The following is a 21,442-nucleotide window of genomic DNA, read 5'->3' on the forward strand; positions in this document are numbered from 1 at the left end:
GGGCGAGCCGAAGACGGCGGACCCGGTCGGGACAGTCGCCGACGCGGTAGGCGGTGGGGTCGATGCCGTGCGGCCGCAGCCCGGCGGGTCCGATGCGAGTCGGCTACCTCGGGCGGACGGGCCGCCCGCGCCAGCCCCGGTCGTCGATCACAGTGAGGCGGTTCGGGGTAGCGGTGCCCTGCGAAGGCGGGGCGGCAGGTGGCAGTTCGGAGGCTCAGCCAGGTGGGCGAGTGTGCGGCAGCTTCCACGAACCATGACAGTCCGGATGCCCGACGGGCGAGATATCGGCCGGGAGGGCAGGGCCGAGCGATATCGGTGGCGTCGCCGGGGCGAGGTCGGGCGGCTCAAAGTGGAACAAGACGCGGCGCACGACACTGCGCGAGTCGAACCGGATGAGCTGCCCCGAGTGACGAACGGCGATGCCGCCGAGGCGAAGCCGAGTGGTGTGGGCGGTGTGGTGACGTCGCTGAGCGATCAGCGACAGGGGCCGGACAGGGGCGACACGGGAGCGGATCGCGCCGCACCGCAGCCCGGCGGGGAAGTCGCCCGGCCGCGATCGGCCGAGCCGAGTAGGGGTGAGTTCGGACGACGACCATCGCTTTCGTGGCGACGGGGTCGATCTGGTCCGATGGGGCCGGATCGGGAGTCGATCGGCGGGTCTCTCGAGGCCGGGGCGGTGGACGGCGTGGCGGAGAATCAGCTGATCGAAGGTGGTGCGCGAGGGCGAAACAGGCTCTCCGGGAACATGTTCGGGCGGGTGGCACGGGTGGGGGTGCGGGCCGGGCGGGGTGGGGTTCGGGTTTTGGCCGGGCGGGCGGGGAGCGGGGGTGCGCGGCCTCGGCGGAGGGGGTGGGCCGGGGGCTTGCGGGTGGGGGCTTACGCGGGGGCGTTGGCGGCGCGGCGGGTGGCTCTGTTGCTGGGGTTGCTTGCGATGGTGTTCGTGGCGGTGGATCTGCTGCCGGGGGACGCGGCGCTGGCCACCGGGGAGCGGGGGGCCGGGGCGGGGGAGGTGGCGCGGCGGCGCGCGGAGCTGGGATTGGATCGGCCTGTGTTGGAACGGTTCTGGGAATGGATGACCGGGTTGGGGCGGGGGGATCTGGGGGTTTCGGCGCGCGGGGTGCCGGTGTTGGAGCTGGTGGGCGGGGCGTTTCCCAACACCCTGCTGCTGGGTGGGGTCGCGCTCGTGTTGACGGGGGCCGGGGCGGTGGTGCTCGGGGGCTGGGCCGCGGTGCGGGCCGGGGGAGTGGTGGACCGGATCGTGTCCGGGGCGGCGACGGTGGTGCTCGCGCTGCCGGAGTTTGTGGTGGCGGTGGTGCTCGTGCTGGTGTTCGCGCTGTGGACCGGGTGGCTGCCCGCCGTGACCATCGCGGGGGCCGACGGGCGGCCCGCCTCCTGGGACATGCTGGTGCTGCCGGTGCTGGCGCTGACGATTCCGCAGATCGGGTGGAACGTGCGGATCGTGCGCGCGGCGCTGGCCGACGAGGCGAGGGAGCCGCACGTGGAAGCGGCTGTGCTGGATGGGCTCTCGCCGCACCGGGTGCTGCTGCGGCATGTGCTGCCGGGTGCGCTGCCCGCCATCGTCACGGGGCTGGCCACCTCCACGGGGGTGCTGCTCGGCGGGGCCGTGGCGGTCGAAGTGGTGTTCAACTATCCGGGCATCGGGTCGGTGCTGGCCTCGGCCGTCGCCGACCGCGATGCCCCGCTGATCGCGGGGGTGACCGCGCTGGCGGGGGCGGCGATCACCCTGGTGCTGCTGTCCGCGGATCTGGTGCGCGACGCGCTCTCGGGAGGTCGGCGATGAACGAGTCGGAACCGGTGCGCGGCGTCGGCGATGATCGAGGTGCCGCCGGGAGCGGACACGGCGGTGGCGGGGCCAGGGTCACCCGGCGCGGGTGGCTGAGCTCCGTGATTCGCCGAGATCGTTTGTTCGGCACCGTTGTTCGACTGGCACCGGCGGTGCTGCTGATAGCCGCGGCCCTGGTGGGGCCGTTGCTCGCGCCGCACGCCATCGACGCGCCGGTGACCGAGCCGTACGCGCGAGCGGGCGGGGCGGCGCCGCTGGGCGGAGACATGCTGGGGCGCGACGTGGTCAGCCGATTACTCGCGGGCGGGCGGGATCTCGTGATCTCCTCGCTGGTCGCGGCGGTGCTGGTGACCGCGGTGGCGGCGGTGCTCGGGGCGGTCGGCGCGCTGCGGCCGGGGGTGGGGCGGGTGGTCGACCGGGCCACGGACATGCTGATCCTGCTGCCGTCGGTGCTCGGGCTGCTGCTCATCGCCATGTCGTGGCGGGACGGCGGGCGGCTGGCGATCATCGCGGCCGCGGTGGTGCTCGGCTCGCCGTACGCGGTGCGGCTGGTCTCGGGCGCGGCCGCGCCGGTGGCGGCGTCCGGCTACGTGGAGGCGGCCGCCGCGGGCGGAGAACGCCTGTGGCATCTGGTCCTACGCGAGGTACTGCCCAATCTGCGGGCGACACTGCTGGCCCTGTTCGGCCTGCGGTTCGTCGCCGCGGTCTACCTGGTCGCCACCGCCGCTTTCCTCCAGATAGGCCCGCAACCCCCCGCCGCCGACTGGGCCCTGATGATCCGCGAGAACGGCCCGGGCATCCTGCTCAATCCCTGGGCGGTGGTGGCCCCCAGCGTCCTGATCGCCCTGCTCGCACTGAGCGTGAACCTCGCCGCGGCCGCCCTCGCGCCGCAGGCCGGACGAAAAGCGGTGAGCCCACAGTGAGTATCGAATCCGACGACTCCGCTCGCGCTGCTCTGGCCGCGCCGCAGGTCGAATCCGAGTGTGCCGGTCGCGATGCCGTTGTCGAGTCGCCGGGCGGGTCCGGGTGTGCCTCGCATGAGGTTGCGGTCGTGGACGGATTGTCGATCGCGGGCGGCGAGAACCGATTCCTGGTGCGCGACGCCGGTTTCCGGGTCGAGCCCGGCCGGCTGCTGGCGTTGACCGGGCCGTCCGGATCGGGGAAGACCACGCTGCTGCGCGCACTGCTCGGGGTGCTCCCGCCCGAGACCTCGCGCCGTGCGGGCCGGGTCGAGGTGCTCGGCTCGGACGTCTTCGCGCTGAGCCCCGAGGAGCTGCGCGAATTGCGCCGCACCCGAATAGCTTTCGTCGGCCAGGATCCGGGCTCGAGCCTCAACCCGCGCATGCGCGTGCGCACCCTCGTCCGCGAGCTCGCCCCCGATCCCACCGCCGTATCCACCCTCCTGCGGGAGGTCCGCCTACCCGCCGATGCCGACTTCGCCACCCGCCGCCCCGGCGCCCTCTCCGGCGGTCAGCAACGCCGCGTGGCCCTGGCCCGCGCCCTGGCTCGCCACCCCGACCTGCTCCTGCTCGACGAGCCCACCGCCGGCCTGCATCCCGCCCTCCGCGACGAGATCGGCGACCTCCTGCTCCGCCTGTCCCGCGACCGCAACCTGGCCGTCGTCTTCGCCTGTCACGACACCGATCTCGTGTCCCGCATAGCCGACGAGGTCCACGACCTGACCCCGCCACACTCGCCGAGCGTCGTCGCACGCGCGGCGAACTCCGGCCGAAATTCGAACCCGTCCGCCGCCCGCGCACCCGCCGAGGTCGCCGAATCACCGGCGGGAGAGCCGGATTCGCAGTCGACGACCGATTCCATCACGGCAGGAGCCGGTGAATCGACCCCGATGGCGTCGGAGAACGGTGACCGGGTGCTCGCTCCCGCGATCGATCCGCCCGGCTCCCCCGATGATGCGGCGGCGTCGCATGCGGCGGTCGCTGATGAAACGCCCGCGGTCGCATCGGCCGACTCACGGCCGGACTCGCTGCTCGTCGTGCGGGGATTGCGCGTCTGGTCCGGCGGAGCGCAGGTTGTGCGAGACATCGACCTAGTGGTCGCGGCCGGCGCGTCGGCGGGGATCGTAGGGCCCTCGGGCGCTGGGAAGACGAGTCTGGTGCGGGCGATGGTGGGGTTGCAGCCCGCCGGGGCCGGGGTGATCGAGTACGCGGGCAGGCGACTGCGGCCCGCATCGGCGCGGCGAAAGCGCGAGGAGCGCAGGCGGATTCAGCTGGTGCCGCAGAACCCGCTGGGCGCGTTGAACCCCAGCCGCACGGTCGCCGCGACCCTGGGCCGCCCGGTGCTGCTGCACCGGCGACGCCCCCGGCGCGAAGTGCCCGCCCGGGTGGCGGAACTACTCGACCAGGTCGGCCTCGGCGCGGAGTTCGCCGCCCGCTACCCGCACGAACTCTCCGGCGGCCAGCGCCAGCGCGTCTCGATCGCCCGCGCCCTGGCCGCCGACCCGGACATCCTCATCTGCGACGAGGTCACCTCCGCCCTCGACACCCGGACCGCGACGGCGATCATGGACCTGCTCTCCACCCTCCGCGCCCGCCACAACCTGTCCCTGGTCCTGATAGCCCACGACCTCCCCCTGATAGCCGCCCACACCGACACGGTCCTGGTCCTCGACGCGGGCCGCCCGGTCGAGTCCGGCCCCACCCCAACGGTTTTCGCCAACCCGTCCCACGAGGTCACCCGCGCCCTACTCGGCGCATCGACCCCGGCCGGGTCCTGAGACGAGCGGCGACCGCCGCAAACTTTCGGGCGTCGACGCCTACCGATTGCGGGTCGGTCCTTTCCGAATCGTCTACCAGGTGCAGGACAACGTCCTGGTCATCCTGGTGATCAAGGTCGGGTGGAGACGCGACGTGTACCGCGATCTCTGACCGCACGTATTGCGTGCTGGACAACTGAAATCCGTTGCGCCCCTGTAGGGATCGCCGGCGAGTTCATCAGCTGAACGGGGTGTTCGGGCGGGGTTGCAGGACCTCGTCGACGTAGATGTCGACCTTCTCGTTGTAGAAGCAGGCCAGGCCGGCCACCTTCTGGCTCTCGGGCAGGGGGGTGCGGTAGAGCCAGACCAGGTCGCGGAACTCCTCTTCACCGAGGCGGACGTGGCGGTACTCGGCGGTGCCCTTGTACGGGCACTGCGAGCTGGTCGGGGACGGGCGGAGCAGGTCCTGGCGGACGTCGGTCAGGGGCAGGTAGTAGCGGGGCGGGAGGCCGGTTTCGAAGAGGATGCGGGCCGAGCGGGAATCGGCGAGCGTCTCGCCGTTCAACTCCACGCGGATGCGGCGGGAGCTGGCGAGGATGTCGACGCGGCTGTACGGATCGCGGGGGTGGACGTAGATCGGCTCGTCCTCCTCGAACCACTCGTCCATGGCCTGGAAATCCAGGCGCACCAGATCGCCGAGTTCGGGGGAATCCAGATAGCGCACGGCCGCCGCGGGCGCGGCGCCGCTGTCGCCCGCGACGTCGAACTCGGTGCCCGCGCCGAGCGCCGGATGCTCGCGCGTCACCCCGGTGGGTTCGAGCTTCGCCCGCAGGTCGGCGACCGGAATGTAGTACGTCGGGTAGTAGGGGTGCTCCCACACCAGCCGGGACGCGACGGTGTCGGCGACGGGATGACCGCCCAGATAGGCGCGCACCCGCTTGGCGCACGGCTCGACGCGGATCGGCCCGGTATTCGTCTCTGCCATACCCGCCGACGGTACTCCGGCGCGGAAGGAGCAGTCGCGGAAAGGAATTGGGCCGGACCCGCCGCGCCCGGACGCCGGAGTCCGCCGAGATGATCTGGTCGACCGACCAGACCCGGTGTTTTTATCGCCTGACCAGCCCCGATATGGTTAGCCCGCAACATTCGAGCAACTTGTACGGAGGATGGTCAGATGTCGGAACCGACCGGCGCCGAGCAGGCGGGCCTGCGCACCGGACTGCGTCGTCGTCACATGACCATGCTGGCCATCGGCGGCGCGGTCGGCGCGGGCCTGTTCGTGGGCAGCGGCTCGGTCATCGGAACCGCCGGCCCGGCCGCCATCCTCTCCTACGGCGCGGCCGGTCTGCTCGTCCTGTGCGTCATGCGGGCACTGGGCGAAATGGTCGTGGCCCGCCCGGTCGCCGGATCGCTCACCGAATACGCGCGCATGACCATGGGCCCGTTCGCCGGTTTCACCGTCGGCTGGCTCTACTGGTACCTCTACGTCATCCTGGTCGGCGCGGAGGCGGTGGCGGGCGCGGCGATCCTGGCCACCTGGATCGACCTGCCGCAGTGGACCCTCTCGGCCGGGCTGCTCGTGCTCATGACGGCCGTGAACCTGGTGTCGGTGAAGTCGTTCGGCGAGTTCGAATTCTGGTTCGCCTCCATCAAGGTCGTCGCCATCGTGCTGTTCATCGTGATCGGCGCGGCCTGGGTCTTCGGCCTGTGGCCGGACTCCGACGGCGGCTTCGGCAACCTCACCGCGTTCGGCGGCTTCGCGCCCAACGGCATCGGCGGGATCTTCTCCGCGATCGTGGTGGTGCTGTTCGCCTTCGGCGGCACCGAGATCGTGACGGTCGCCGCGGCCGAATCCAAGGAGCCGGGGCAGGCCGTGGCCCGCGCCACCAACAACGTGCTGTGGCGGGTCGGCCTGTTCTACGTGGCCTCGATCTTCCTGGTGGTGACGATCCTGCCGTGGAACGACGCCGAGATCCTGCAGAGCCCGTTCGTCAGCGCCCTGGACCACATGGGCATTCCGGCCGCGGGCACGATCATGCAGGTCGTCATCCTCACCGCCGTGCTCTCGGTGCTCAACTCGGCCATCTACGTCTCCTCCCGGATGCTCTACGTGCTGACCCGGGACGGCGACGCGCCCGCCGCGCTCGTGAAGGTGAACCGGCGCGGCGTACCCGCCCGCGCGGTGCTGCTCGGAACGGTCGCGGCCTGGGGCGCGGTCATCGCGTCCTATATCTCCCCGGACCAGGTGTTCACGTTCCTGCTGAACTCGATCGGGGTGATCCTGGCCTACGTCTACGTGGCCATCATGATCTCCCAGCTCCGCCTGCGCGCCCGCCTGCGCCGCGAGGATCCCTCGGCCCTGACCTACCGCATGTGGGGCTACCCCTACCTGAGCTGGCTGGTGATCATCGCGATCGTCGCGGTCTTCGTCGCCATGGCCCGCGTGCCCGAACAGCGCAACCAGCTCCTGGCCTCCACCGCCTCCCTCCTGGTGGTCGCCGCCCTCTATCCGCTGCGCGCCCGCTTCGGCAGCAAGCCCCCGACCCGAGACGTGGAGATCCTGCACCCCTGAACCGCGAAAGGCCGGGGCCACGGCGAAGACGCCGCGGCCCCGGCCTTTTCGGCCGACGTGCCTACGCGGGACGGGGGAGAGGACGGGCCGGGGCGCCGAAGAGCTGGGCGTCGCCGTGTGCCCGCTTGAAGAACAGGTGGGCGTCGTGCTCCCAGGTGATGGCGATGCCGCCGTGGAGCTGAACGGTTTCCGAGACCACCGAGTTCAGCGTCGTGGTCGCGTGCAGGCGGGCCGCGGCGACGTCGACGGGGTCGGCCGTGCCGGTCTCCAGGCCCGAAATCGCCAGGTAGGCAACGGATCGGGTGGACTCCACCAGGACGTACATGTCGGCCATGCGGTGCTTGAGCGCCTGGAAGCTGCCGATCGGGCGGCCGAACTGCACGCGGGATTTGCTGTACTCCACGGTCATGTCCAGGCACCGCTCGGCCGCGCCGAGCTGCTCGGCGGTGACCGCGGCCCAGGCGATGTCGCGCAGTCGCGCGACGTCGACCGCGCCCAGCAGCGTCGCGGGCACGCCCGCGAACTCGACGGTGGTCAGCCGCCGGGTGGGGTCCATGGTCGGCACCGCGGTGCGGGTGATGCCCGCCGCGTCGTCGTCGACCTCGAACAGCCCCTCGGCGGTCAGCACCAGCAGCGACTGCGCGTGCGAGCCGTCCAGGACGTAATGCGCCGTACCGGTGAGGGTTTCGCCCTCGGCGCGGACGCCGAACGAGTCCCAGCCGGTGGTCCCGGCCCAGCACAGCGCCAGGGTGCGCGCGCCCTCGGCCACCTCGGGCAGCAGCCGCTCGTTGGCCTCGGCGTTGCCCGCCAGCAGCAGGGCCTGCACGCCCAGCACCGCCGAGCCGAGCATGGGCGGCGCGGCCAGGGTCCGGCCCAGCTCCTCGACCACCAGCAGCGCTTCGACCAGTCCGACGCCGACGCCGCCGAACTCCTCCGGAATCGCCAGCGCCGCGACGCCGACCTGCTCGCACAGCAGTTTCCAGAGCTGCTCGTCGTATCCGCGCTCGGCGTCCAGCCCGCGCCGCATGGCCGCGCTGTCCCCGTGCTTGGCCAGCACCGCGCGCACGGTCGTGACGAGTTCTTGCTGCTCAGCCGTGATGCTCATGCGTCGGCTCCGATCCTGTCCAGGTAGGTGATGACTGTGCTGCCGTGGCGGTGTGCGCGCGGCGGTCGAGCTCCGGCGGCCACGGCCGAAACCGCCTGCGGCGCCGGACCGTTCCCGCCGCGCGGTCTCACGCGGCGGCTTCGGGGGAGCCGGCGCGCAGCGCGGCGGCGATGCGGGCGCGGTGCAGATCCGGCGTGCCCCAGGCCGAACGCAGCGCGTTGACCTTGGTCAGCCACAGCGACAGATCGCATTCGGCGGTGTAGCCGATCGCGCCGTGCACCTGCAGCCCGATCCGCGCGGCCTGGTACGCCGCTTCCCCGGCGGCCAGCTTGGCGGCGGAGATGTCGCGGGCGCGGATGCCGGCCTCGGCTCCGTCCTGCAGGGTCAGCGCGGCGCGGTAGAGCAGCGGCTGCGCCATCTCGAGGCCGATCATGACGTTGGCCAGGTGATGCTTGATGGCCTGGTACTGCCCGATCGGCTTGCCGAACTGCTGGCGCTGCTTCACGTACTCGACGCTGGTGTCCAGCAGGGCCCGGCCCGCGCCGAGCAGCTGCGCGGCCGCGGCGAGCGCGCCGGTGTCGAAGGCGAGTTCGATGGCCGCGGCCACCCCGTCGCCCTCGGCGAGCACGTCGTCCCCGGTCAGCGGGAACAGCCGGCGCGCGGCGTCCACCGAGCGGACGATCTCGCCCGCGCTCGCCAGCACGATCCGGTCACCCGAGGCGACCAGCCGCAGGTCGGCGACATCGGCGTCCAGCGCCACCGCCGCGCCCTGATCGGGCAGCGCGAGGGTGCCCAGCTTGGACCCCTCGGCGAAGTCCGGCAGCCATTCCGAGGCGGGTCCGCCGTCCGGAAGCGCCTGCAGCAGTGCGGGAATCGCGGCGGCGGTCTCGATCAGCGGACCGGGCACGGCGGCCCGGCCGATCTCGGTGAAGGCCACGATGAGCTCCACCGGCCCGGCGCCGAAGCCGCCGTTCTCCTCGGTGACGGTCAGCCCGAGCGCGCCGGCCTCGGCCAGCTGCCGGATCAGCGCGAGCCCGGCGGCGTGCTCACCCTCACCCCACGCGCGCACGACGGCGGGGGTCTTGGCGGCCTCGCCCATCTTGCGCAGGCTGGCGGCGAAATCGATCTGTTCTGCGGTCAATGCGAAGCGCATGTCGGTTTCTCCGTGGTTCTAGCGCGGCAGGCCGAGCAGGCGTTCGGCGATGATGTTTCGCTGGATCTCGTTGGTGCCCGCGTAGATCGGGCCGGCCAGCGCGAAGAGATAGCCGTCGGTCCACTCCGATTCCTGCTCGGCGGCGGCCCCGCGGATGTCCAGTGCGGTCTCGTGCATGGCGATGTCCAGATCGGACCAGAACACCTTGTTCACCGAGGATTCCGCGCCCAGCTGACCGCCGTCGGCGAGCCGGGTGACGGTGGCCCAGGTGTTCAGGCGGTACGCCTCGGCCCCGACCCACGCGTCCACGACGCTGTTGCGCACGGCGGTGTCGGACTCGTCGGCGGTCGTGCGCCACAGCTCGATGAGCTTGGCGGCGGTGGCGTTGAAGCGGCCGGGCGCGCGCAGCGACAGCCCGCGCTCGTTGCTCGAGGTCGCCATGGCGACCTTCCAGCCGTTGTTGGCCTCACCGATGACGTCGGCGTCCGGCACGAAGACGTTGTCCAGGAAGATCTCCGCGAATCCGGGCTCGCCGTCCAGCTGCGGGATCGGGCGCACGGTGACGCCCTCGGCCGTCAGCGGGAACATGAGATACGTCAAGCCCTTGTGGCGCTGCGCTTCCGGGTCGCTGCGGAACAGCCCGAAGCCCCAATCCGCGTACGAGGCGCGCGAGCTCCAGGTCTTCTGGCCGTTGAGGATCCAGCCGCCCTCGGTGCGCTTGGCGCTCGAGCGGATGCCCGCCAGGTCGCTGCCGGCCTCGGGCTCGGACCACGCCTGCGCCCAGATATCCTCCGCGCGAGCCATTCTCGGCAGGATGCGGGCCAGCTGCTCGGGCGAGCCGTGCTCGAACAGCGTCGGGGCCAGCAGGAAGATGCCGTTCTGCGAGACCCGCCCCGGTGCGCCGGAGGCGTAGTACTCCTCCTCGAACACCACCCATTCGATCAGCGAGGCGTCGCGGCCGCCGTATTCGGCGGGCCAGGCCACGCAGGAGAGCCGGGCGTCGGCCAATTTGCCCTCCCACTCGCGGTGCGCCTCGAAGCCCGCCGCGGTGTCCATGGACGGCAGGGGAGCGGTGGGCACGTTGGCGGCCAGGAATTCCCGGACCTCCTGCCGGAAAGCCGCTGTCTTGGCGTCGAATTCGAGATCCACTTACTTCGCCCCGTTCCTCTCCGCGTCGGCCGTGGCCGTCGCGGTGTTCTTCATAGACTTGGCATTCATGCCGCCGAGTGAATCCGCTCCGACCTCGGCATTGTGGGCGTGCGCGAAATGGTGCAGCCCGAAGACCGAATCCATGCCCGCGCGCATGCCCATGAGGTCCTCGCACTGATTGACGGCCTTCTTGGTCAGCGCCAATCCGAATTGCGGCATGGCCGAGATCTTCTCGGCGAGCGCGAACGTCTCGGTCTCCAGATTCGCGCGCTCGACGACGCGATTCACCATGCCCCACTCGTACGCCTGCGCGGCGGAGAAGCGGTCACCGGTGAACAGGATCTCCTTGGCGCGGCGCGGCCCGAGCATCCACGGATGCGCGAAGTACTCCACGCCCGGAATGCCCATGCGCACCACCGGATCGGAGAAGAACGCGTCGTCCGAGGCCACGATCATGTCGCAGGACCAGGCCAGCATGAGCGCGCCCGCGATGCACGCGCCCTGCACCATGGCGATCGTCGGCTTGGGGATCTCGCGCCAGCGCCGGCACATGCCGAGGTAGACCTCGGTCTCGCGGGCGAAGCGCTGATCGCCGCCGGGCCGTTCGGTGTGGTCCCACCACAGCGCGGCCTGGTTCTCGTACTTGACGTGATGATCGCGGCCCGGGGTGCCGATGTCGTGCCCCGCGCTGAAATGCTTTCCGGCGCCGGCCAGCACGATCACCTTGACCTCGGCGTCCTCGACCGCGCGCACGAAGGCGGCGTCCAGGGCGTAGGTCATCACGGAGTTCTGGGCATTGCGGTAGTCCGGCCGGTTCAGCGTGACGACCGCGATCGGCCCGCGCTTCTCGTAGAGGACGACCTCGCCCTCGTCGGGGATGGGCCCCGGTGCCGAGTCGGTGGCGCTCACGCCTTCTCCTCACGTAGTTGCCGCTTGAGTACCTTGCCGGCGGCGCTGTAGGGCAGCTGATCGCGGAACTCCACGAACCGCGGCACCTTGAAATTGGCCAGCAGCGTCTTGGCATGCGCAAGAACGTCGTCGGCGGTCAGCTCGGCGCCGGGCTTGCGGACGACGTACACCTTGCCGACCTCGCCCATGCGCTCGTCCGGCACGCCGATGACCGCGGTCTCGGCGACCCCGGCCAGGCGCGCCATGGCCTGTTCCACCTCGGCGGGATAGACGTTGAAGCCGCCGGAGATGTACATGTCCTTGAGCCGGTCGGTGACCTTCATGTAGCCGCGCTCGTCGATCACCGCGACGTCGCCGGTGTGCAGCCAGCCGTCGTTGTCGATGGTGTCGGCGGTGGCCTGCGGATCCTCCAGGTAGCCGAGCATGATCTGTGAGCTGCGCAGCAGCAGTTCACCGTTGTCGGCCAGTTTGATCTCGAAGCCGTCGATGGCCCGGCCGCAGGTGTTGGCGATGGTCTCGGCCGAATCCTCGGGGCGGCACATGGTGCCGAAGCCGCCGGATTCGGTCTGCCCGTACGCGGTCAGCACCACGTCGAAGTCCAGTTCGTCGCGCATGCGCTCGATGAGCACGACCGGCACGGTCGCCGCGCCGGTGACCGCGACCCGCAGCGTCGACAGGTCCGCGGTGGCCCGGGCCGGATGTTCGAGGATGGTCTGGAAGATGGTCGGCGGCCCGGTCAGCACCGTGATGCGCTCGGCGGCGATGAGCCGCATGGTCTCGGGCACGTCGAAGGTGGCCTGCGGGACGATGCTCGCGCCGGTGACCAGCGAGGCGAGAATGCCCGCCTTGTAGCCGAAGCTGTGGAAGAAGGGCGGCACCACGAGGTACCGGTCCTGCTGGTTCAGGGTCGCGCAGTCGGCCCAGGCGCGGGCGCTGGTGAGCGCGCGGGTGTGCGGAATGAGCACGCCCTTGCTGCGGCCGGTGGTGCCGGAGGTGAACAGGATGTCCGAGACGTCATCGGGCAGTACCGATTCCGCGCGCGCGATGGCGTCGGCGAGGGTGACGGCCTCGGCCAGCTTCGGCAATTCGGCCCAGGCGATGGCGTTCTCGACCGCGGCGTCCCGGTCACCGGGAATGACGATGACGGTGTCGATGGTGAGTTCGGGTGCGTCGGCGCGCAATTCGGCCAGGCGGTCGCGGCCCAGGAATTCCCCGACGATGAACAGTGCCTTGGCCCGGACCCGGCTCAGCACGTCGGCGGCCTCGTCGGCCACGTACCGCGTGTTGAGCGGCACGATGACCGCGCCCACGTAGTGGGTGGCCAGTACGGCGGTGATCCAGTGGTGGGTGTTGGGAGCCCAGATGCCGATCCGGTCGCCGCGCTCGACGCCCTGCGCGATGAGCACGCGGGCGGTCTCACGGACCGAGTCGAGCAGTTGCGCCCAGCTCAGCCGCACGGAACCGTCGGTGACGGCGGGTGCGGAACCGTACGCCTGCGCTGCGGCGTGCAGCGCCAGGGGAGTGGTCTGCGGCAGCGCGGACACGGTCTGCGGTGGGGATGTCACGGGGGCTCCGAACGTCCGGGAATGGGTCTAACAAAGCAAGTGCTTGGTAGGTTACTCTACGTTGGTGAGCATGATCCAGACCCCCGAACCGGCCAGCGGGATCACGGTTGGCCGTGAATCCCGTGAGGACGCCGAATTCCGCGCCGAGGTGCGGGAATGGCTGGCCGAGAACCTGAACGGACAGTTCCGTGAACTGCGCGGTCTGGGTGGTCCCGGGCGCGAGCACGAGGCCTTCGAGGAGCGTCTCGAATGGGACCGCGCCCTGGCCGCCGCCGGACTCACCTGCCTCGGCTGGCCCAAGGAATGGGGCGGCCGCGATGCCACCCTGGCCCAGCAGGTCATCTTCCACGAGGAATACGCCAAGGCCGACGCACCCAGCCGCGTGTCGCACCTCGGCGAGGAACTGCTCGGCCCGACCGTGCTGGCCTTCGGCACCGAAGAGCAGAAGCAGCGCTTCCTGCCCGGCATCCGCAATGTCACCGAACTGTGGTGCCAGGGCTACTCCGAACCCGGCGCGGGCTCGGACCTGGCCGCGGTCACCACCGCCGCGCACCTGGACGGCGACGAATGGTCGATCACCGGGCAGAAGGTGTGGACCTCGCTGGCGCATCTGTCGGACTGGTGCTTCGTGGTCGCGCGCACCGAGAAGGGGTCGAGCAGGCACAAGGGCCTGTCCTATCTCCTGGTGCCCATGAAGCAGCCGGGCGTCGAGGTGCGGCCGATCATCCAGCTCACCGGGACCGCGGAATTCAACGAGGTCTACTTCGACAATGCCCGCACCGCAGCCGATCTCGTGGTCGGCAAGCCCGGTGACGGCTGGGCGGTCGCGATGGGCACGCTCACCTTCGAGCGCGGCATCTCCACCGTCGGTCAGCAGATCCGCTACGCGCGGGAACTCGCCGACCTCGAGGCCGTGGCGCAGCAGCGCGGCGTGCTGAGCGACGCGGTCATCGCCGATCGGTTCGACCGGGCCTGGGTGGGGCTGCGCGTGCTGCGGGCCCATGTCCTGCGCACCCTCGAATCCGGGCACGACGGCGCCACCGTGGACGCCCGCACCGCCGCCGGTTCGGCCTCGGTCACCAAACTGCTGTGGGCCAACTGGCATCGTGATCTGGGCGAGCTGGCCATGGACGTGCTCGGCGCGCCCGGCCTGATCGCCGACGCCGTCGACCACGACGGCAAGTCCGATCTCAATGCCTGGCAACGGCTCTTCCTGTTCACTCGCGCGGACACCATCTACGGCGGTTCGAACGAGATTCAGCGCAACATCATCTCCGAGCGGGTGCTCGGACTTCCCCGAGAGGCTCGTCCGTGACCGATCTGTCCACCGCCCCCGAGATCACCCCCGGCCACAACCTGCTCGCGGGCAAGGTCGCGGTCGTGACCGCCGCCGCCGGTACCGGCATCGGCTCGGCCACCGCCCGCCGGCTGCTCTCCGAAGGCGCCGACGTGGTCGTCTCCGACTGGCACGAGCGTCGCCTGAAGGAGACCGCCGAGGCGCTGCAGGCCGAATTCCCGGACCGCCGAATCGCTTCCGTGCCCTGCGACGTCAGCTCGACCGAACAGGTCAACCAACTGATCGCGGGCGCGGTGCAGGCCCTGGGCCGCATCGACATCATGGTCAACAACGCCGGACTCGGCGGTGAGACCCCCGTCGTCGACATGACCGACGAGCAGTGGGACAAGGTCATCGACATCACGCTGAACGGCACCTTCCGGGCCACCCGCGCGGTGCTCGCGTACTTCCGCGACGCGGGGCACGGCGGCGTGATCGTCAACAACGCCAGCGTGCTGGGCTGGCGCGCGCAGCACGGGCAGGCGCACTACGCCGCAGCCAAGGCCGGCGTCATGGCGCTGACCCGCTGCTCCGCGGTCGAGGCCGCCGAATACGGGGTGCGGATCAACGCCGTCGCGCCGTCCATCGCCCGGCACGCCTTCCTGGACAAGGTCACCTCCGGTGATCTGCTGGACCGCCTGGCCGCCGGTGAGGCGTTCGGCCGCGCGGCCGAGCCGTGGGAGGTCGCCGCGACCATCGCCATGCTCGCGAGCGACTACACCACCTACCTGACCGGTGAGGTCGTCTCCATCTCGAGCCAGCGCGCCTGAGAATTTCCCGTCTCGAACGGCCCGGTATGTGGAAACATGCCGGGCCGCTTTGTATTTCGCACCCGCGTCGCCGGAAAATCCGCGTGCGCGCGGAGCGGGCGAAAAATATTGTGGCGCGACCCCCGTACGGCTGTGTAATCCTGGTTTAGGCCGGTTCCGCATAGTCGAAGGGCACGACCCATGGGTCCGGAACGCCAACCAGAAGCACTGACCGAACGTGTACGCGAATTGGAACTCGAGCTGGTTCTCGAGGTCGTCCTCGCGCGCCGAAGACTCGACAACGTCATAATGGCCGCGCTCACGCTGGGCGCGGAATTACTCGAGCACGAATCCGAACGCGTGACCGCGACGCGCGCCGCAGAGATTCTCGAACAACACGCCGTGGACGAGGGAGAAATCTCCCGCGATCCACAGGCCGCGCTGCGCCGGGACATGATCCGCGATCGGGAACGCGCCCGGCGCATGGGTTTGACCGCGGAGACCAGGAACGGCGTCTCCGAGCTCGAACTGCACCGCCGCAGGCAGACGGCGCTGCTGTGCGAGGTTCGCTCCGATCTGCTCGCGGTGGTGCGCGAGTGCCGCCGGCTGCGTTTCGACCACATCGCGTTCACCGACGGCATCGCGCGGGGATTGTGCGCGGCCACGGACAAATTGGTGGCCGGTGCGGATATGGAGACCTATCGGGCCTGGCAGCGCGGCATGGTGCTCAAGCTCAGCGAGGAGTCCGAGGCCGACGGGCAGCCGCCGCGGGTGATGGCCACGGTGGACGCGGGGCCGGGGCGCGAGCCGCTGACCGTCGAGTGGGACAGTCCCGAGCGGCGGCTGGCCCTGGTGGCCAGGCTGTCCCGGGCGGGGATCTCACCGGTGGTGATCTGCGATCGACTGCTGGCCGATCTGTCCGTTTCCTCGCCGCTCCGCTATTCGGTGCGCTGACCCCCCTCGACCAAGCAAATGCTTGGTTGTATATTGGGCTTCGTGACCCCACCCTCGGAGCCCTCGAAGTCTGCTCGCCGCAGCGAGCTGCTCGGCCTGGCCGCCAATCTCTTCGCCGAGCGAGGACTGCGCGCCACCACGGTTCGCGATATCGCCGACGCCGCGGGGATTCTATCGGGCAGTCTCTACCACCACTTCGATTCGAAGGAAGCCATGGTGGACGAGATCCTGCGCGGCTTCCTCGACGACCTCTTCGGGCGCTACCGCGAGATCGTGGCCTCCGGGCTCGGCGCGCGCGACACCCTCGAGGCGCTGGTGCTCGCGTCGTACGAGTCCTTCGATCAGTGGCACGCCGCGGTCGCCATTTACCAGGCCGAGGCCAAACGCCTCAGCGGCGCGGCGCCATTCGGCTATATCGACGAGTACAACAAAGAGTTCCGCGAACTCTGGCACCAGGTGCTCGCCAATGGCGTGGCCGACGGCAGTTTCCGCGCGGAAATGGATATCGAACTCGCATACCGGTTCCTGCGCGACACCGTATGGGTTTCGGTGCGCTGGTATCAGCCCGGCGGTCGCATCACCGTCGACGCCCTGGCCAAGCAATACCTCACCATCGTGCTCGACGGACTCACCAATCCCGAAGCCCGATAACAGCTTTCGATCCCACCAGGATCGGCAACGGGCCGCGTGCCCGACCGGTGAAAAATTACAGCCCGCAGTTAGCAGTAGGAGTTCACAATGTCTGCACCGTCCCGTCGCCAGTATTCGCCGATGCGGGAGGCGTATGTGATCGACGCCGTGCGCACGCCCGTCGGCAAGCGCGGCGGGTCGCTCGCCGCCGTGCACCCCGCCGACCTGGGCGCCGCCGCACTGCGGGGGCTGATGGGCCGCAACAACATCGACCCGGTGCACGTGGACGACGTGGTGTTCGGCTGCTGCGACACGATCGGGCCGCAGGCGGGCAACATCGCGCGGACGGCCTGGCTGGCCGCGGGCTACCCGGAATCGGTGCCGGGCGTGACCGTGGACCGGCAGTGCGGGTCCTCGCAGCAGGCCATCACCTTCGCCGCGCAGGCCATCATGTCCGGGACGTCGGAGGTCATCGTGGCCGGCGGCATCCAGAACATGAGCGCCATCCCGATCTCCTCGGCGATGCTCGCGGGCCAGCAGTACGGCTTCGAATCCCCGTTCGTCGGTGCGCAGGGCTGGGACCACCGCTACGGCACCGGTGAAGTGTCGCAGTTCAATTCGGCGCACATGATCGCCGAGAAGTGGGACATCTCCCGCGTGGACATGGAGGAGTGGGCGCTGCGCAGCAACGATCGCGCCCGCAAGGCCATCGTCGACGGCCGCTTCGATCGCGAGATCGTCGGGGTCGGCGACTTCTTCATCGACGAATGCCCGCGCGAGACCACCATGGAGAAGATGGCCGGGCTCAAGCCGCTCGCCGAGGGCAGCCGGGTCACCGCCGCGCTCGCCAGCCAGATCTCCGACGGTTCGGCGGCCACGCTGCTGGCCTCGGACTGGGCGGTGCAGGAGTACGGGCTCACCCCGCGCGCCCGCATCCACCACGTGAGCGCGCGCGGCGCCGACCCGATCTACATGCTCACCGCGCCGATCCCGGCCACCAAGTGGGCGCTGGAGAAGACCGGGCTGACGATCGACGACATGGACGTCATCGAGATCAACGAGGCCTTCGCCTCGGTCGTGCTGGCCTGGATCAAGGAGACCGGCGCGGACCCGAACAAGGTCAACGTCAACGGCGGGGCCATCGCGCTGGGCCACCCGCTCGGCGCGACCGGCGCCAAGCTGTTCGCCTCGCTGCTCAACGAGCTCGAGCGGGTGAACGGGCGCTACGGCCTGCTCACCATCTGCGAGGGCGGCGGCACCGCCAACGTGACCATCATCGAGCGCCTGGGCTGATCGTCCCGGCTCGTTCGAGCCGAGTTCGACCGGGGCGCAGCGCCCGCGCCGCTATCGAGGCCGTATCCCGCTTCCGCGGATGCGGCCTTCGGCGTTCCCGGGCGTGATCCGGCGTTCGAGCGGAGAATCGGGGTAGTCGAAAAACGGACGCACCCGGCACCCGCCGGCCCGGCGAATCTTTTGAGCTATGAGCGATGACCTGCCCCGGCGCGGGTTCCTGCTGGGGACCCTCGGGATTCTCGGAGCCGGTTTCACGGCCGGGGCGGGTGCGGATCCCGCACCGCTGCCGCCCGCTCCGCTCCCGCTGCCGCCGCTGCCCGCGCTGCCGGTGACGCCGTTCAACTACCACTCACCGCCGCTGCAGCCGTTCGTGGACGAACTGCCGATCCCCGAAACCCGGCCCGCGACGGGACAACTGAGCGCGATCGCGGGCACGCACAGCTATCACCGGGATCTGCCCGAGGCGCGCAGCTGGGGCTTCGACCGGCCGGTGCTGGGGCCGAACCTGGAGGCGTGGCGAAATCGCGAGTCGCGCATCAGTTTCCGCAACGAACTCGGGCCGCACGTGCTCGCGCAGCACGTCGACCTCACCATGCACGGCACCACCGAGTTGGACCGCACCGATCCGCGCTTCACCGTTCACCTGCACGGTGGCGCGAATACCCCTGCGGCGGACGGGCATCCGCTGATCGGCTGGCGGAACGGCGGCACGCCCGCTTTCGCCTACGGCAATCGGCAGGAGGCGGCCGGGCTCTGGTACCACGACCACGTCATGGGCATCACGCGCTTGAACATCCAGGCCGGGCTCGCCGGAATGTATTACGTGCGGGACGAATTCGACACCGGTGCGGCGGACAACCCGCTGGGACTGCCGAGCGGTGAATTCGAGATACCGCTCATCGTGCAGGACCGCACATTCAACGCCGACGGCACCGTGCAGCCGATGGTCGGGGTCTATATTCCCCAGGGCTACAACCAATCCGGGCAGCTCGGCGACGTGGCATGTGTGAACGGGAAGGTCTGGCCGCGACTCGGGGTGCGCCGCACGCTCTATCGGTTCCGGGTGCTCAACGGCTCCAACTCCCGCCCCTACATTCTCGAATTCGAGGGCGGACTGCCGTTCTGGGTGATCGGCGGCGATCTGGGACTGCTGGACGCGCCGGTGCCCACCGGCGCGGTGCGGGTGAGCCCGGGGGAGCGGGTGGACCTGCTGGTCGATTTCGGGGCGCTGCCGGACGGGACGCAGGCGGATCTGATCAATACCGCCCTCAACGACTTCGGCAACACCGTGTTCATGGTCCCCGAGGTGCGCCGGATCATGCGGTTCACCGTCGCCGGGGACGGGCCGCCCGCGCGGGTGCCGCCCCGGCTGCGCGGCGGGCCCGGACTCCCCGAGCCGCTCGCGCCACCGGAACCGCCCGAACGCGTGCGCACCATGACGCTCATCGGGCTCAACGACGACGCCCGGTCCGCGGCGGTGTTCCCGACCATGATGGCGCTGAACAACCTGCCGTTCCTGACCGCCGACGTGGATGTGGCGCGCGCGGGCACGATCGAGCAGTGGGACATCGTCAACGCCACGCCCTTCGATCACCCCGTGCACCTGCACCTGGCGCGCATCCGGGTGCTGTCGCGCCAGCCCATCCTCACCCAGGCGTACTGGCTGGGTAATCCGCCGCCCGCGTTCGGCGCCCGCTGGCAGCCGTCCGCGGACGCCTATGCCTTCGGGCCGGCGCAGTCGCCGCCGCCGTGGGAGGCGGGGTGGAAGGACACCGTCGAGTGCCCGACCGACACGATCACCCGAATCCTGGTGTACTGGCCCTCGATCGCCGAACTGGGCTTCGATCCGGACGCGGTCGTGCCGGTTCCCGCTGGGGCGGAAGCGATTTCGCCCGCCGGGGGACACGGGACGGCGCACGGCGGCGGGCACGCGGAGATACGGGGCTACGTGTGGCACTGCCACAACCTCGATCACGCGGACCACGACATGATGCAGCAGATCCGGATCACCGGGTGAGGGCAGGGGTTTCGGTTCGCATAGTCCGCCCCGGGGCACGTCCGTTTCGCCGGTTCTTCGGCGTGCCGGACCGGGAGATGGCAACCGATCAGCTAGTTAGCCGTGCTCGTGGCTGCCGGTCGCGGATCCTTGGGAGCGGATTCGCGGCGGCGATGCCACAGTCCGGCCACGCGGGGTAGCCACGGCGCACTCGCGCCGAGGCAGAGCACGGCCAGCCAGGGCAGCCGCCACCACCACGGCAGGTCCCGCGTCCCGGCCGGCGGCGGCGCGGTCGTGAACGGGCGGGCGGTGGCGGACCACACCACGAAGGCGTCGCCGATGGGGACCAGGCCGAACGCGTAGCGCTTGCTGCCGGGCAGGGTCAGCGGCAGGCCGAGCAGCTCGCCCGCCGAACCCAGTGCGGTGGCCAGGGATTCGTCGCCGTTGACCCGGGCCGCGCCCAGCGCCACCACCGTCGAGGACAGGCTGACACCGGCGACCAGGGGACCGGAGTCCACGTCACCGCTGCCCGGGACGCCGCGTGGATACTCCCGCAGGGCGGGGCCGAAACCGCCCGGGAACGCGAGGAATTCGCCGCGGTAGCGGGCGTACTGCTGGGCCGCGAAGTCGGCGTCGATCTCGGGCAGGAAGCGTTGGATGACCGATTGCGAGGTGGCTCGCGCGCCCTGCACCGGCGTGCCGTCGGCGGCGGACACCCGGTGCGGCAGCATGCCGGTCGCCGGGTCGAGCCGTGCGCGCACGGCGGTCAGCCACTGCGCCACCTCGGCGCCGAAGCGCGGCGCGAACAGACTGTCGTGCAGGCGCAGCGCCGCGATCGCCACCGTGGAATCGACGGGCCACGCCTGTCCGGGATAGGCCTGTAGGAACGGCGTCGCCGACCCCGTGAACGCCGCCGCCATCTCCGCGACGCCGTCCACGAAGCGCTCGACCTCCGCGGCGTCGCCGGTTCCGCCGAGCGCGAGAATGCCCCCGCGCAGCCAATTCGTCCACCCCGCCCAGAAGATCCCGTACGCGGGCCGCAGCCCCGGGCTGAAAACCTCGCGCCCCCGCTCGGACTCGACCCGCCCCAGCGCCCACCGCGCCTCGCGCAACGCCTCGTCCCGCGTCCCGGGGTCCGCCAGCCCGACCTGCACCCAGGCCAGCCCGTACAGCGCGTTCGAGAAGTAGTACCCCTCCGGGAACTGCCCCTGCGCTTCGACGTCGGCCCCGCCGTCGATCGCCGCCCGCACGAAAGCCAGCTGCCGCCAGGCACTCCCGGGCTGCTCGTCGATTCCCGGCTGCGGCCACAGAAACCGCCCCGCCCCCACCAGCACCAGGACCGTGACCACGATCCCCACCCCGCGCAGCGCCCACCGCCACCACCCCACACCCATCCCCTTCCCCATCCCTCCCGTATCCGCCCCATGATGCCCGAACTCCGTCGCCCCGGCCGCGATCGCGGCACTCGCAGGGCATGGCAACCCCGCCGCCCCGAAGGACGATCCGCCCTG

Annotated in this window: 17 protein-coding genes and 1 pseudogene; 11 read left to right on the forward strand and 7 right to left on the reverse strand. The window is 70.6% G+C overall.

Features of this window, described 5'->3' with window-relative positions; translation table 11 throughout:
- The first annotated feature begins 904 nt into the window (after positions 1 to 904).
- The 4 genes and pseudogenes from ABZ319_RS28010 to ABZ319_RS28025 all read left to right on the forward strand — a co-directional run.
- Positions 905 to 1,801 carry an ABC transporter permease gene (locus ABZ319_RS28010; protein WP_354989486.1) on the forward strand — a complete coding sequence of 299 codons (897 nt, stop codon included), beginning with the start codon at positions 905 to 907 and terminating at the stop codon, positions 1,799 to 1,801.
- Positions 1,798 to 2,727 (forward strand): ABC transporter permease subunit, encoded by a 930-nt coding sequence (locus ABZ319_RS28015; protein WP_354989487.1) that lies wholly within the window; start codon positions 1,798 to 1,800, stop codon positions 2,725 to 2,727. The genes ABZ319_RS28010 and ABZ319_RS28015 overlap by 4 nt, the downstream gene beginning before the upstream one ends.
- A gap of 128 nt (positions 2,728 to 2,855) precedes the next feature.
- On the forward strand, positions 2,856 to 4,541 hold the full coding sequence (locus ABZ319_RS28020; protein ID WP_354989488.1) for an ATP-binding cassette domain-containing protein: 1,686 nt from the start codon (positions 2,856 to 2,858) through the stop codon (positions 4,539 to 4,541).
- 19 nt (positions 4,542 to 4,560) lie between these two features.
- Positions 4,561 to 4,692, forward strand: a pseudogene (locus ABZ319_RS28025) (type II toxin-antitoxin system RelE/ParE family toxin); the annotation flags it as partial.
- A gap of 66 nt (positions 4,693 to 4,758) precedes the next feature.
- Here ABZ319_RS28025 and ABZ319_RS28030 read toward each other — a convergent pair.
- On the reverse strand, positions 4,759 to 5,505 hold the full coding sequence (locus ABZ319_RS28030) for a DUF427 domain-containing protein (protein WP_354989489.1): 747 nt from the start codon (positions 5,503 to 5,505) through the stop codon (positions 4,759 to 4,761).
- 189 nt (positions 5,506 to 5,694) lie between these two features.
- On the opposite strand from ABZ319_RS28030, the gene ABZ319_RS28035 reads away from it, so the two are divergent.
- Positions 5,695 to 7,092 carry an amino acid permease gene (locus ABZ319_RS28035; RefSeq protein WP_354989490.1) on the forward strand — a complete coding sequence of 466 codons (1,398 nt, stop codon included), beginning with the start codon at positions 5,695 to 5,697 and terminating at the stop codon, positions 7,090 to 7,092.
- Positions 7,093 to 7,153: 61 nt separating this feature from the next.
- Here ABZ319_RS28035 and ABZ319_RS28040 read toward each other — a convergent pair whose 3' ends face one another.
- The 5 genes from ABZ319_RS28040 to ABZ319_RS28060 all read right to left on the reverse strand — a co-directional run bounded on the left by ABZ319_RS28040 (position 7,154) and on the right by ABZ319_RS28060 (position 12,952).
- Positions 7,154 to 8,197, reverse strand: a complete 1,044-nt coding sequence (locus ABZ319_RS28040) for an acyl-CoA dehydrogenase family protein (protein ID WP_354989491.1) — start codon at positions 8,195 to 8,197, stop codon at positions 7,154 to 7,156.
- A gap of 127 nt (positions 8,198 to 8,324) precedes the next feature.
- Entirely contained in the window at positions 8,325 to 9,350 is a 1,026-nt protein-coding gene (locus tag ABZ319_RS28045; protein ID WP_354989492.1) for an acyl-CoA dehydrogenase family protein, read from the reverse strand.
- An 18-nt stretch (positions 9,351 to 9,368) separates the two neighbouring features.
- Positions 9,369 to 10,499 (reverse strand): acyl-CoA dehydrogenase family protein, encoded by a 1,131-nt coding sequence (locus tag ABZ319_RS28050; RefSeq protein WP_354989493.1) that lies wholly within the window; start codon positions 10,497 to 10,499, stop codon positions 9,369 to 9,371.
- The gene (locus ABZ319_RS28055) at positions 10,500 to 11,408 is read right to left on the reverse strand and encodes an enoyl-CoA hydratase (protein ID WP_354989494.1); all 909 of its coding nucleotides are present in this window, start codon (positions 11,406 to 11,408) and stop codon (positions 10,500 to 10,502) included.
- Positions 11,405 to 12,952: a FadD3 family acyl-CoA ligase gene (locus ABZ319_RS28060; RefSeq protein WP_354989507.1), complete on the reverse strand. Its 1,548-nt coding sequence runs from the start codon at positions 12,950 to 12,952 to the stop codon at positions 11,405 to 11,407. The genes ABZ319_RS28055 and ABZ319_RS28060 overlap by 4 nt, the downstream gene beginning before the upstream one ends.
- A gap of 91 nt (positions 12,953 to 13,043) precedes the next feature.
- On the opposite strand from ABZ319_RS28060, the gene ABZ319_RS28065 reads away from it, so the two are divergent.
- From ABZ319_RS28065 to ABZ319_RS28090, 6 genes are all read left to right on the forward strand, one after another.
- Positions 13,044 to 14,288 (forward strand): acyl-CoA dehydrogenase family protein, encoded by a 1,245-nt coding sequence (locus tag ABZ319_RS28065; RefSeq protein ID WP_354989508.1) that lies wholly within the window; start codon positions 13,044 to 13,046, stop codon positions 14,286 to 14,288.
- Entirely contained in the window at positions 14,285 to 15,079 is a 795-nt protein-coding gene (locus ABZ319_RS28070) for an SDR family oxidoreductase (protein ID WP_354989495.1), read from the forward strand. Before ABZ319_RS28065 ends, ABZ319_RS28070 begins: the two co-directional genes overlap by 4 nt.
- Before the next feature lie 180 nt (positions 15,080 to 15,259).
- A complete protein-coding gene (locus tag ABZ319_RS28075) occupies positions 15,260 to 16,012 on the forward strand; it encodes a hypothetical protein (protein WP_354989496.1) in 753 nt (250 codons plus the stop codon).
- 18 nt (positions 16,013 to 16,030) lie between these two features.
- Positions 16,031 to 16,663, forward strand: a complete 633-nt coding sequence (locus ABZ319_RS28080; protein ID WP_354989497.1) for a TetR/AcrR family transcriptional regulator — start codon at positions 16,031 to 16,033, stop codon at positions 16,661 to 16,663.
- 120 nt (positions 16,664 to 16,783) lie between these two features.
- Positions 16,784 to 17,935 carry an acetyl-CoA C-acetyltransferase gene (locus tag ABZ319_RS28085; protein ID WP_354989509.1) on the forward strand — a complete coding sequence of 384 codons (1,152 nt, stop codon included), beginning with the start codon at positions 16,784 to 16,786 and terminating at the stop codon, positions 17,933 to 17,935.
- A gap of 187 nt (positions 17,936 to 18,122) precedes the next feature.
- Positions 18,123 to 19,952, forward strand: coding sequence for a multicopper oxidase domain-containing protein (locus ABZ319_RS28090; RefSeq protein ID WP_354989498.1), 1,830 nt, complete (start codon positions 18,123 to 18,125; stop codon positions 19,950 to 19,952).
- A 92-nt stretch (positions 19,953 to 20,044) separates the two neighbouring features.
- Here ABZ319_RS28090 and ABZ319_RS28095 read toward each other — a convergent pair whose 3' ends face one another.
- Positions 20,045 to 21,319: a hypothetical protein gene (locus ABZ319_RS28095; RefSeq protein ID WP_354989499.1), complete on the reverse strand. Its 1,275-nt coding sequence runs from the start codon at positions 21,317 to 21,319 to the stop codon at positions 20,045 to 20,047.
- Positions 21,320 to 21,442: the final 123 nt, after the last annotated feature.

Source organism: Nocardia sp. NPDC005978, assembly GCF_040614455.1.
GTDB lineage: Bacteria > Actinomycetota > Actinomycetes > Mycobacteriales > Mycobacteriaceae > Nocardia.

Coding starts and splice junctions, on each gene's coding strand:
- ABZ319_RS28080 (WP_354989497.1), top strand. CDS start 16,031: ATGCTTGGTTGTATATTGGGCTTCGTGACCCCACCCTCGGAGCCCTCG.
- ABZ319_RS28015 (WP_354989487.1), top strand. CDS start 1,798: ATGAACGAGTCGGAACCGGTGCGCGGCGTCGGCGATGATCGAGGTGCC.
- ABZ319_RS28030 (WP_354989489.1), bottom strand. CDS start 5,505: ATGGCAGAGACGAATACCGGGCCGATCCGCGTCGAGCCGTGCGCCAAG.
- ABZ319_RS28045 (WP_354989492.1), bottom strand. CDS start 9,350: ATGCGCTTCGCATTGACCGCAGAACAGATCGATTTCGCCGCCAGCCTG.
- ABZ319_RS28040 (WP_354989491.1), bottom strand. CDS start 8,197: ATGAGCATCACGGCTGAGCAGCAAGAACTCGTCACGACCGTGCGCGCG.
- ABZ319_RS28085 (WP_354989509.1), top strand. CDS start 16,784: ATGCGGGAGGCGTATGTGATCGACGCCGTGCGCACGCCCGTCGGCAAG.
- ABZ319_RS28090 (WP_354989498.1), top strand. CDS start 18,123: ATGAGCGATGACCTGCCCCGGCGCGGGTTCCTGCTGGGGACCCTCGGG.
- ABZ319_RS28035 (WP_354989490.1), top strand. CDS start 5,695: ATGTCGGAACCGACCGGCGCCGAGCAGGCGGGCCTGCGCACCGGACTG.
- ABZ319_RS28065 (WP_354989508.1), top strand. CDS start 13,044: ATGATCCAGACCCCCGAACCGGCCAGCGGGATCACGGTTGGCCGTGAA.
- ABZ319_RS28075 (WP_354989496.1), top strand. CDS start 15,260: ATGGGTCCGGAACGCCAACCAGAAGCACTGACCGAACGTGTACGCGAA.